The 10,270-nt window shown below is 69.2% G+C and carries 11 protein-coding genes and 1 pseudogene; 5 read left to right on the top strand and 7 right to left on the bottom strand.

The window, feature by feature from the left end; translation table 11 throughout:
• Positions 1 to 787: 787 nt before the first annotated feature.
• Positions 788 to 1,108 (bottom strand): annotated as a pseudogene (locus AB0M88_RS51815) (helix-turn-helix domain-containing protein); the annotation flags it as partial.
• On the bottom strand, positions 1,105 to 1,578 hold the full coding sequence (locus tag AB0M88_RS51810) for an SRPBCC domain-containing protein (RefSeq protein WP_364115549.1): 474 nt from the start codon (positions 1,576 to 1,578) through the stop codon (positions 1,105 to 1,107). The pseudogene AB0M88_RS51815 and the gene AB0M88_RS51810, both read right to left, overlap by 4 nt.
• A 29-nt stretch (positions 1,579 to 1,607) precedes the next feature.
• Between AB0M88_RS51810 and AB0M88_RS51805 the strand changes: the two genes are divergently transcribed.
• Both AB0M88_RS51805 and AB0M88_RS51800 read left to right on the top strand, forming a co-directional pair.
• A complete protein-coding gene (locus tag AB0M88_RS51805; RefSeq protein WP_364115546.1) occupies positions 1,608 to 3,086 on the top strand; it encodes an MFS transporter in 1,479 nt (492 codons plus the stop codon).
• 128 nt (positions 3,087 to 3,214) lie between these two features.
• Entirely contained in the window at positions 3,215 to 3,517 is a 303-nt protein-coding gene (locus AB0M88_RS51800; RefSeq protein ID WP_364115551.1) for an EthD family reductase, read from the top strand.
• Positions 3,518 to 3,550: 33 nt separating this feature from the next.
• Here the strand turns inward: AB0M88_RS51800 and AB0M88_RS51795 are convergent, their stop codons facing one another.
• From AB0M88_RS51795 to AB0M88_RS51780, 4 genes are all read right to left on the bottom strand, one after another.
• Positions 3,551 to 4,183: a response regulator transcription factor gene (locus tag AB0M88_RS51795; protein ID WP_364115543.1), complete on the bottom strand. Its 633-nt coding sequence runs from the start codon at positions 4,181 to 4,183 to the stop codon at positions 3,551 to 3,553.
• Positions 4,180 to 5,346, bottom strand: coding sequence for a histidine kinase (locus tag AB0M88_RS51790; RefSeq protein ID WP_364115540.1), 1,167 nt, complete (start codon positions 5,344 to 5,346; stop codon positions 4,180 to 4,182). The genes AB0M88_RS51795 and AB0M88_RS51790 overlap by 4 nt, the downstream gene beginning before the upstream one ends.
• Positions 5,339 to 5,521 (bottom strand): hypothetical protein, encoded by a 183-nt coding sequence (locus tag AB0M88_RS51785; protein WP_364115537.1) that lies wholly within the window; start codon positions 5,519 to 5,521, stop codon positions 5,339 to 5,341. Before AB0M88_RS51785 ends, AB0M88_RS51790 begins: the two co-directional genes overlap by 8 nt.
• 306 nt (positions 5,522 to 5,827) lie before the next feature.
• The gene (locus AB0M88_RS51780; protein ID WP_364115534.1) at positions 5,828 to 6,550 is read right to left on the bottom strand and encodes an ATP-binding cassette domain-containing protein; all 723 of its coding nucleotides are present in this window, start codon (positions 6,548 to 6,550) and stop codon (positions 5,828 to 5,830) included.
• Positions 6,551 to 6,945: 395 nt separating this feature from the next.
• Between AB0M88_RS51780 and AB0M88_RS51775 the strand changes: the two genes are divergently transcribed.
• From AB0M88_RS51775 to AB0M88_RS51765, 3 genes are read left to right on the top strand one after another with little or no spacing between them, the layout of a single operon-like run.
• Positions 6,946 to 7,515, top strand: a complete 570-nt coding sequence (locus AB0M88_RS51775; RefSeq protein ID WP_364115531.1) for a cupin domain-containing protein — start codon at positions 6,946 to 6,948, stop codon at positions 7,513 to 7,515.
• A complete protein-coding gene (locus AB0M88_RS51770; RefSeq protein ID WP_364115528.1) occupies positions 7,512 to 8,279 on the top strand; it encodes an ABC transporter ATP-binding protein in 768 nt (255 codons plus the stop codon). Before AB0M88_RS51775 ends, AB0M88_RS51770 begins: the two co-directional genes overlap by 4 nt.
• On the top strand, positions 8,276 to 9,067 hold the full coding sequence (locus AB0M88_RS51765) for an ABC transporter permease (RefSeq protein WP_364115525.1): 792 nt from the start codon (positions 8,276 to 8,278) through the stop codon (positions 9,065 to 9,067). Before AB0M88_RS51770 ends, AB0M88_RS51765 begins: the two co-directional genes overlap by 4 nt.
• A gap of 4 nt (positions 9,068 to 9,071) precedes the next feature.
• On the opposite strand, the gene AB0M88_RS51760 is transcribed toward AB0M88_RS51765, so the two are convergent.
• Positions 9,072 to 10,112, bottom strand: coding sequence for a beta-galactosidase (locus tag AB0M88_RS51760; protein WP_364115522.1), 1,041 nt, complete (start codon positions 10,110 to 10,112; stop codon positions 9,072 to 9,074).
• Positions 10,113 to 10,270 lie beyond the last annotated feature (158 nt).

Below are 10,270 nucleotides of genomic sequence, written 5' to 3'. Positions count from 1 at the left end.
ATGCGCAGCCCGATCGAGTTCGAGAAGCTCCACACCCCGTCAGATCACGACCGTTGACCCCACACCTCGGGTGTCCGGCATACGGGGGAATCTCAGTTCGGCTGTGGTCTGCTGGTGCTGTCGGTGACCGTCAGCCAGATGATCTTTTCGTCGAGCAGGCGGCGGCGCATCCGTTCGCCCCATTCGTTCTCGGGAAGCGTCCCCATAATCGAGTTCCTTTCGGTTCGGGCAAAGGTGCCGCGTCATTGATTAAGCGTCTTGGCGTGGGTGGGGGTGGGCTTTTGTCCGGTAGGGTTCAGCTGTCGGCCGGTATCGGTCGGGTCCAGTCACCGGTCCGCAATCCGAGTAGGAGAATCAGGCCCGGAACGAACAGCAGAAGGGTTGCCGGCCCGTACCGTCGCAGTTCGCGATATGTGTCGACGCCGGCCAGTTCGGCTTCGAGACGGGTGGAGCGCACCATCCGCATCGCGTGCACGGCGAGGGGGACGTAGTTCAAGGCAGCCCCGAGCACCTCGATGCTCCACACCGCCGAGGCTCCGTGGGCGAGCAACAGCGCGCCGAGAGCCGTGGCCAGCAGCGGTACACCGATGAACTCGGCGGTCACGATCCGACGCCGAAACCGGCTGCCGTGCGGTCCGCACATGTCGATCGCGGCCATCCGCCGCACACTGAATCGTCCGCGGGGTGCCGCCGGCGAGATTCGTTGAGGGGTCATCGCTGCTGCAGCCCGTCGATCAGGATGAGGATGCCGATGCTGTTGGCGCCGGGGGTCAGTTCTGGTTTTCTGTTCGATCGCTTCGGCGAGCGCACGGATGCGGCGTAAGCGGGTGTCCCAGGTCTGGTTCGCGGCGGCCAGTTGCGCGCTCGCTCGGGCGAACTGCTCGGCGTCCACGCGATACCTCACCTCTCTGCCGGTCCGTTGCGGACCGACCGGGCCCGCGCGGTACAGCACGGCAAGGTGCTTGGCCGCCGCCTGGCGGGAGACCGGAGGTTCCCGGCTCAGTCCAGTCGCCGCGCCGGGGGCGCCGGCCAGCAGCAGGTCGAGCAGGCGGCGGCGGATAGGGTCGCCGATCGCGGCCCACAGCTCGTCGTCGACGTCGATGCTCACCGCAGGGCGGCCGTCAACTCGGTATACATGCGTAGATCGGCCAGGTGGACGTCCCAGCCGTCGTCGTGGCGCCGGTAGTAGTCCTCGAGGACAGTGGCCTCCCGGCCGCGTTCCCGGAAGCCGTCCTCGGTCACCCGCAACAGCGTGCCGTCACCGTCGGCGATCAGCTCGAATGTGACCAGCAGGGAGTTCTCCGGCGTCGGTGCCGGGTCGCTGCCGTAGTCCCAGCGGAACACGAACCGTTTGCCGGGTACCGCCTCCAGCACGGTCAGCGGCACCACACCCGGGCGCGTGCGGGCGCGGTTGCTGAACGTCAGCGTGCCGGTACCGCCGGCGACCAGGGCGAATTCGGCGTCATCGGTCCACCACTGCCGGATGTGCTCCGGGGTGCTGATCACCTCGTAGACGACCGCCGGCGACGCGGCGATGTGGATCTCCTTGACCAACGACCCGTACTCCATGGACTTCATGCCCTTCCTCTTGCGCAACCGATTGTTGCATGTTAGGACTTGGTGCGGCACATTGCAACCGATGGTTGCATCTCTGGGAAGGGAATCTGATGGTTGCTCTCTCGCGCCGTCCTGGAGCGACGCTTGCCGTCGCTTCGGTCGCGGCCTTTATGACCAGCCTCGACACGATGGTGGTCACGACCGCGCTGCCCACGCTGCACGCCCGCCTCGGCGGGTCGGTTGGGCAGCTGGAGTGGACGATGAACGCGTACTACCTGACGTTCGCCTGTCTGTTGATCACCGCGGCCGGGTTGGGCGATCGGTTCGGGCGTCGCCGGCTGCTTGGCCTCGGCCTGGTCGCGTTCGCGGTCTCCTCGGCCGGTGCGGCGCTGGCCCCCGGTCTTGGCTGGCTCATCGCAGCCCGGGCGGTGCAGGGCGGCGCGGCCGCCGTCGTCATGCCGCTTACCCTGACGGTGATCAGCGAGGCCTATCCGCCGGCGACCCGGGGACGGGCGATCGGGATCTGGGGTGCGCTGCTCGGGGCCGGCGGAGTGCTCGGCCCGCTGGCTGGCGGGGGTCTGCTGGAACTGGCCGGCTGGCGGGGCATCTTCTGGGTGAACGTGCCGATCGCGCTGACCGTGGCGATGCTCGCCGGGCTCGTCGTGACCGAGACCTACGGGCCACGGCATCCACTCGACGCCCGGGGTCTCGTTCTGGTGTCGGCCGGTTGTCTGGGCCTGGCCTGGGGACTGGTGCGGTCGACGCACGGCTGGGCCGACGCCTCGGTCTGGCTACCGCTGGTCGCCGGGGCGTTCCTGCTGTGCGCTTTCATACTTGCCGAGCACCGCGCGCGGTTCCCGATGATGCCGACCGGCCTGTTCGCGATCCGCAGCTTCAGCGCGGCCAACGGCGTGAGCTTCGCCATCTATGCCAGCCTGGCCGGCGGCGTGTTCCTCATGTCGCAGTTCTTCCAGATCGCCCAGCATGCCGGCCCGTTCGCCGCCGCGCTGCGCTTTGTCCCGTGGCCGCTGCCGAGCCTCCTGATCGCCCCGCTGGTCGGCGCCCTCGCCACCCGGCGCGGCAATCGTCCATTCCTGGTCGCCGGCATGGTGCTGCAGACCCTCGGCATGGCCTGGTTCGCGCTGGTTGTGCACGCGTCGACGGCCTACCTCGTGCTGTGCGCGCCGCTGGTGCTGTCCGGGATCGGCCTGGCGTTCGTCTTCCCGACCGTGTCGAGCGAGGTCGTCTCGGCGGTGCCCGCCGAGCGGATGGGCGTCGCGGCCGGCGTCAACGGCAGCGTCCGCGAGCTCGGCGGGATCCTCGGCGTCGCCCTGGCCGCCACCGTCTTCGCCCACACCGGCGGCTACGCCACCGCGGCAACGTTCGCGGCCGGCTTCACCCACGCGATCTGGGCCTGCGCCGCGATCTCCGCCCTTGGCACGGTCGCCGCCCTCCTGACCGGCGGACGCCGGCCGGCAGTCGCGCAGCACGAGACCTTCACGCCGCCGGTCGTCGCGGCCAACCGCTGACGTCACCAATCGGCCCAGCAATCTCGGCCGATCCGGATGTCTGGGCTTATCCGTAAGTCTCGGCTAACGTAAGCCTCGGCTTACCGAGAGATCTCCGTGTCCCGAGAAGGAGACGAGCGACCGATGTTCTGCGCTTCAGTTGTCTATCCCCCGATATCGACGGCTTCGACATCGAATACTTTCTGACCGGGCACGCGCCCATGTTCGCCGGGATGCTCGGCGACAACTGCGTCCGATGGGAAGTGCATCGGGCACTCACCACACCCGGAGCACCACCGCCGCCTTTCACCGCGGCCGCGTACTTCTGGATCGCGGACGCCGAACGGTTCGGCGCGACCTTGGCTGAACACGGCGACGCGATCTACCAGGACATCGGCCGCTTCAGCAGCACCCAGCCCGTGCGCGGCTGGTCTGCGGTGATCTCAGTCTGATCGGCATCGGACTTTAGCGCGCATGCTGCCGGGCTACTGGATAACGCCGTTTTGGTATGCGGCGACGACCGCTTGGACGCGGTCGCGGAGGCCGAGTTTGGTGAGCATGCGGCTGATGTGGGTTTTCACCGTGGCTTCACTGAGGTGCAGAGAGGTGGCGATTTCTGCGTTGGACATGCCTTGTGCGAGTAGCCGCAGGACCTCTGACTCGCGGCTGCTGAGTAGGTCGAACTGGGGAGCCGGGGTGGAGTGGGTAAGGGCAGGCAGCGCGCGTCGGATCAGGTTGCGGGTGATGGCCGGGTCGAGCAGGGCGTCTCCGGCGGCGATGACGCGGACGGCGTGGATCAGTTGATCGGGTGTGGTGTCTTTGAGGAGGAAGCCGCTGGCGCCGGCTTGCAGCGCGGCGGCGACGTGGTCGTCGCTGCCGAAGGTGGTGAGGATCAGGACGCGGGTGTCCTTCAAAGCCCGGGTGGCGGCAATGCCGTCCAGGACGGGCATTTGGATGTCCATGAGTACGACGTCGGGCTGCAGGGCAGCTGTCTGACGTACCGCGGTGGTGCCGTTGTCGGCCTCGCCGACGACCTCGATATCGGATTGGGCGGACAGGATCATGCGAAAGCCTTGGCGCATCAGTGCCTGGTCGTCGACGATCAGTACCCGGATCATCCGTGATCGCCCAGGTTGAGGGTGGCGTGGACGGCGTAGCCGCCGTCGGGAACAGGGCCGGCGAGGAAGTCGCCGCTGAAGAGGCGGGCACGTTGACGCATGCCGTCCTGGCCGTGGCCAGGTCGCGCGCCGCCGATCGAGGTGCTGGTCGCCCGGCCGGCGGCGTTGGTGATCCGCAGATCCAGCGTATCGGCGTGGCGATGGATGCGTACACGGGTGGCTACGGGGCCGGCGTGTTTGAGGACGTTGGTGAGGGCTTCCTGCACGATGCGGTAGGCCGCGACGGACGCGGAGGGTCGCAATGCGCACTCGCCGGGCATCACGAGTTCCAGGCGCAGACCGGCTTGGCGAAGTTGGTCGCAGAGGGCCGGTATGTCGGCCAGGCTCGGCGGTGGCCCAAACCCGTCTCGTACGTCGGGAGTGTCCCCGGTGGGACGCAGCAGGTCGACCATTCGTCGCATCTCGGTCATCGCCTCTTTACCGCCGAGGATCATGCTGTCGCATACCGGTCGGGCCGGATGGTCGTTCGGAATGGTTGAACGTACCGCGCCGGCCTGGACGACCAGGAGACTGACGTGGTGGCCGATGACGTCGTGGAGTTCCCGGGCGATCCAGACCCGCTCGGTGAGGACCGCCTCGCGGGCGAGGAGATTCTGTTCCCTTTTCAGCTGTGCGGCCTTCGCGGCGAGGGCGATCGAGATCTGCCGTTGCCCGCCGGCGTACAGGCCGATCAACGCGGCCGCGCCGAGCACCAGTCCCGATTGAGTGAACGGGGCACCGAGCGGACCCCGTCGCGCCGCGAACGCCACCACCAATACCACCAGCGTCGCTGCACCGACGAGCGCGGTGCGTCGCCAGCCGCCGAGCGTGGCGAGGGTATACAGCGCGACTGCCGGGGCGAGTGGCCCGACGGCGGGGTGGCTGACAGCGGCCGAGACCAGAGCGGCGCAGGTGGCGGTGCCCAGTACGACGGTGACCGGGATCTGTCGCCGCCACAGCAGCAGCACCGCTGCCGCAACCCCGGCCGCGAAGATCAGGACCAGCCGCGGTGTGGCGGTGCCGGCCTGCGTCTCGACTCCTGTCTCGACGACGGCGAGTGCGCCGAAGGCGCCGGCGACCAGCCGGTCGACGACGCGTTCGCTGCGCCAGAACGGTTCAGGCATCGGTGACGGCGGTCTTCCAGGCGCCGACCACCGTCATTGCGGCAGCCCAACCCAGGAGTACGAACGCGGCGGTCAGCATCGCCATCGGAACTGTGCGGGGTTGCCCCATGTCGGGCAGAATACGGTCGATCGCCGAGGAAGGCAGTAGTTGCCGCGCCGCGCCGAAGCTGGTCATGTGCTCCAGCAGTCGCGAGATCGCGGAACACCCCGCTGGCACGGTCCTGGCCGCCGGCGGTGGTGCCGAGCAGAACCGCCGCGACGGTACCGAGGTAGGCGAGTATCTGCATGGCGTGGGTCAGGTTCGTGACGCCTCCGGCTGGGCCGTAGTGGACCGGGTCGAGGTGGTGGCGAACGGTGTTCACTGCGGCGAACCCGATACTGGAGCCCAAGGTGAGGGCGCCTGTCCAGGCGATCAGGGAACGGCGACGCAGCTTGAGCAATTCCGCGCCGACCATACGAAGCGTATCCATCACTGTCTCCTTCAGGCCGCGCGTAGCTGGGAAGTAAGCTCGAGGAAGCGCTCCTCCAACGTGGTGCCACGGGCGAGTTCCGGTATCGGCCCCTGCGCGACGAGACGTCCGCGGTCGACAATCGCGACGAGGTCACAGGTCCGCTCGACCTCATCGAGTAGGTGCGAGCTGACCACCACGGTGCGTCCCTCGGCGACGAAGGAGCGGATCAGCCCGCGCATCTCGTGGATGCCGGTGGGATCAAGCCCGTTGCTGGGCTCGTCGAGGATCAGCAACGTTGGGTCGTTTAGCAGACATCGGGCGACGCCCAGGCGCTGCCGCATCCCGAGGGAGTAGCCACCGACACGATCTCCACCACGTTCGCTGAGCCCAACGCGGTCCAGCACCGCCTCGATCCGGCCCCCCGCGGCCTTGTCGCGGAACGCCGCCGCGGCCCGCAGATTGTCCCGGCCACTGAGGTGCGCGTGGAAACCAGGTTCCTCGACGATCGCGCCGACCCGCCGTAGCGCCTCTCCTCGCCGCGCGGGCACCGGCAAACCCGACAACCACATCCGGCCCGACGTCACCGGTGTCAGCCCGAGCAGCATCCTGATCAGGGTGGTCTTGCCGGCTCCATTGACACCGAGTAGCCCGAAGGCGCAACCACCCGGCACTTCGAGGTCGATGCCGTCGACCGCCACCCGCCTCCCGAACTGCTTTGTCAACCCGCTGGTTCGTATCGCCATCTCGGTCATGGCAATGACGTTAGGGACGACGAGGCCGGAAGCCAGCCGGCAAAGGAACGCACTGTCCTGTCAACCTTCGCGGTATCCGGGACGGTCGACTCAACCCTTCGGATGACACCGCGTCGGGTCCCACACGGGTCCGGTACGAGGGCCAGCCGCTCCACGCCTGAAGCCGGGTTCCGGCGGGACCGGGCCAGCACCGCGCCGCAGCGTGGCGGACGCCCGTCGGTGCGGCGGCAAATGACTTGTCAGAGGATTTGACCGGGAGAGTCCCCGATGCCGCGCACCGGTCGACCTCGGACGTACGTCGTCTACGTCCTCACGCTGACGACGGCGGGCGGTGCGGATTCATACGGTGGAGGCGATTGGCGGATCGTGTGCAACTCGATCGCGTGGAGGTGGTCATGCCGGCGGCGGAACGAGTCATCGAGAACCCGGTCAGCGGTGAGCGGATCGTCATCCGGACGGCGGCTGCGGAGACCGATGGCAAGCTTATGGAGTGGGATCTGTTCCTGGCGCCCGGCGGCCGGGTTCCGAGCAGCCACTGCCACCCGGGCCAGGTGGAGACCTTCACCGTGCTGGAGGGACGGCTGCGGTTCCGCATCGGGCTGCGGCGGGTGATCGCCGGGCCGGGCGACCAGGTCCGTGTCGCCGCCAACACCGTGCACCACTTCGCCAACGCCGGGCGCGAGACGGTGCACGTGGCCGTGCGCACCGAGCCGGCCCTGAATATGGAAGAGTTGCTGGCCACCGCGGCCGCACTGGGGCGGAATCAGGTCGCCGCGGGCCGCCGGCTGCCGCATCTGATCGATCTCGCGCTGTTCGTCCGCGACTTCGCCGCCGAGGTGCGGGCCCCCGTGTTGCCGCCGTCCCTGGTCGCCGCGGCTCTGCAGCCGGTCGTCCGGCTCGCGCGCCGGTTCGGCTGGGATCGTCGCTACCGCCGCGCCCGAGACTCCGGCGCCGGTCGGCGGTGACCGCCGCGATCGAGGTGGATGGTCTGGTCAAACGCTACCGCCACGCGGACCGGAACGCGGTGGACGGCATCTCGTTCGCCGTTCCCGACGGGGCCTTCGTCTGCCTGCTCGGGCCGAACGGCGCCGGCAAGAGCACCACGATCGGCGTACTCACCACAATGTTGAGCCACACCGACGGCCGGGCCCTCGTCGCCGGGCGGGACGTCCGGACCGAACGCGCCGCGGTCCGCCGCGAGATCGGGGTGGTGTTCCAGCATTCCTCGCTCGACCTCAACCTGACCGCGGAGGAAAACATCCGGCTGCACTGCGCGCTCTATGGCCTCTATCCGTGGCGGCCGGCCTATCGGCTGACATCGGCGGACTACCGCCGGCAGGTCGGGGAGCTGGCCGGGGTGCTCGGGCTCGGCGACATTTTGCGCCACCGAGCCGGCACCCTCTCCGGGGGTCTACGCCGGCGGCTGGAACTGGTCCGGTCGCTCATGCACAGGCCACGCGTGCTGTTCCTGGATGAGCCGACCACCGGGCTCGACCCGCAGGCGCGCCGGGACCTGTGGCGCCACATCGACCGCATCCGAGCCGAGGACGGCACCACCGTGCTGCTCACCACGCACTACCTGGAGGAGGCCGAGCCGGCGGACGCGGTCTACGTCCTGATCGATGGGCGGATCGCCGAATCGGGCACCCCGGGCGAGGTGACCGGGCGGCAGGTGCGGGCCACATTGGAGGAGGCGTACCTGGAACTGCTCGACCGGAGCCGGGAATGAACCGCCTCGGCCACGAGTCGGCCGCCCTGCTCGGCATCGCCCAGCGTGATCTGGTCAAGCTGCTGCGGGACCGGCCTCGCCTCGCGGTCAACCTGGCCTTCCCGATCCTGCTGATCGTCGGTCTGGGCAACGTGCTCCAGTCGTCCGTCGGCGTGGTCACCGGCCTGGACGCGGTCGCTCTGGCCTTTACGGGCGTGCTCGCCGCCACGCTCTTCCAGTCCACTGCGGCCGGCATGATCTCCATCGCGCAGGACCGGGAGAACGACTTCACCGCCGAACTGTTCGTCGCTCCGGTCAGCCGGTTCACGCTGCTGTTCGGCAAGATCATCGGCGAGTCCGCCGTCGCGGTGTTCCAGGGCCTCTGCGTGCTGCTGGTCGCCGCACTGATCGGGGTGCGGACGTCACCGGACCGGATCGGCGTGATGGCCCTGACCGGACTGCTCTGTTGCCTGCTGGGTGGTGCGTTCGGGCTGGTCGTTCTGGCTGTCACGCCGAACCAGCGGTCGGCCATGGACATCTTCCAGTTCTTCATCATCCCGCAGTACGTGCTGGCCGGTGTGCTCGCACCGCTGCACGACCTGCCGGGCTATTTGGACGTCATCGCGTGGGCGATGCCGCTCCGCTACGCCGTCGGCCTGATGCGGTCGGTGTACTTTGCCGGAAGTCCCGGGTACGACCAGGTCGTGGTGGCCGGCCCGGCCGTCGATTCGGTCGTGCTGATCGTCCTGACCGCGGTGCTGCTCGGCGTGGGTGTCGTGGTCTTCGACCACCGGGAGCGCCACCGCTGACCGGTCAAGAGGTGGTGAGCACTCGGGCGAAGGCCGACAGATAACGCGAGTCGCCGTGGCGGTCGCGGAGCAGCCAGTACTCGGCGCCCCAGAAGAGATAGTCGTCCAGGGCGACACCGAGCCGGTCGGCTTGGCGCAGGCAGACGTTGTAGTTGGTGATCAGCCGTTCCGGCGGGCAGCTGGACATCGCGCCGGCCTCCGGGCTGGGCGGCACGGTGACCGCCTCCCACGGCTCGGCCTGACCCTCGGCGACCAGCAGCCGCCGCCCGCCGGCGCGGCACCGCCGGGCGATGCGCGCGGGCCGCCACGTCTGCCACGGGCTGCGGCTGCCGTCCAGGTAGACGCTTCGGCGGCCGAGGGCGAGAACCGCGTGCCTCGGGTAGACGTCCAGGCCGATCACATCGGCCAGCTGCTCGGCGACGACCAGCGAGTCGCCCTGGTCGCGGGTGCGCCACCACTGCTGTGCCGCCACGGCGGCCGACATCGGCAGGAACCCGTTGAGCAGCACCGGCCGGCTCGGGTCGGCGGCCCGGACCGCGGCGACCTCGGCCGCCACGAATTCCTGGGACAGCCGCCACGAGTGCTCCATGCCGAGGGGGTCGGTTGCCTCGTGCTCCACCTGCCAGGTCGTCACTGCGGGACGGCCGCGGTAACGGGCGACGACGGTGGACAGGAAGGCGCAGGCCGCGTCGAGGAGGGCGCCGTGCGTCTGCGGGGTGATGAGGACACCCTCGGGCAGCGGCGTGGGCAGGTGATGAGGGGGCACGAAGAACTCGGGATAGCCGAAGGTCTTGACCGCTCCGGCACACAGGATGATCCGTTTGCCGGCGTCCTCGGCGGCCTCGACCTGCCGGTCCAGCGCGGCGAAGTCGTACTTGTCGGGCGCCGTCTCGATCCGATCCCAGTACGCGGCCAGGCGTACCGTCTCGAACGGGAACGTGAGCAGCTCCCGCAGGGCGTCGTCCGGGTCCAGACCGAACGCCTCGGCCTGCAGCGGGCGGAAGCTGATCCCGAGCGATGCACGCCGCCGCGGCTGAACAGGCACGGTCTGCCACGCGTCGGTCAGCTGGCCCGCTGTCCGGCGGATCCGGGTGTGGGGGGGGGGGGCCGCCCCCCCCCGCCCCCCGCGCGGCGCCCGCCGCGCCCCCCGCGGCCGCTTCCGCCGTGCGGGAGGCGGTCGAGGCGGTGGCCGTCGTGCTGTCG

Origin of the sequence: Actinoplanes sp. NPDC051411, from assembly GCF_040682075.1 — a bacterium.
Classification (GTDB): Bacteria; Actinomycetota; Actinomycetes; order Mycobacteriales; family Micromonosporaceae; genus Actinoplanes.
Note: the sequence above shows the minus strand (reverse complement) of the source record. Positions and strands in the feature narration are given on the sequence as shown.

What these genes read in the sequence shown, in the direction of transcription:
- AB0M88_RS51785 (WP_364115537.1), bottom strand. Translation starts at nt 5,521, where the DNA reads ATGACCAGCTTCGGCGCGGCGCGGCAACTACTGCCTTCCTCGGCGATC.
- AB0M88_RS51805 (WP_364115546.1), top strand. Translation starts at nt 1,608, where the DNA reads ATGTTAGGACTTGGTGCGGCACATTGCAACCGATGGTTGCATCTCTGG.
- AB0M88_RS51765 (WP_364115525.1), top strand. Translation starts at nt 8,276, where the DNA reads ATGAACCGCCTCGGCCACGAGTCGGCCGCCCTGCTCGGCATCGCCCAG.
- AB0M88_RS51810 (WP_364115549.1), bottom strand. Translation starts at nt 1,578, where the DNA reads ATGAAGTCCATGGAGTACGGGTCGTTGGTCAAGGAGATCCACATCGCC.
- AB0M88_RS51790 (WP_364115540.1), bottom strand. Translation starts at nt 5,346, where the DNA reads ATGCCTGAACCGTTCTGGCGCAGCGAACGCGTCGTCGACCGGCTGGTC.
- AB0M88_RS51780 (WP_364115534.1), bottom strand. Translation starts at nt 6,550, where the DNA reads ATGACCGAGATGGCGATACGAACCAGCGGGTTGACAAAGCAGTTCGGG.
- AB0M88_RS51775 (WP_364115531.1), top strand. Translation starts at nt 6,946, where the DNA reads ATGCCGGCGGCGGAACGAGTCATCGAGAACCCGGTCAGCGGTGAGCGG.
- AB0M88_RS51795 (WP_364115543.1), bottom strand. Translation starts at nt 4,183, where the DNA reads ATGATCCGGGTACTGATCGTCGACGACCAGGCACTGATGCGCCAAGGC.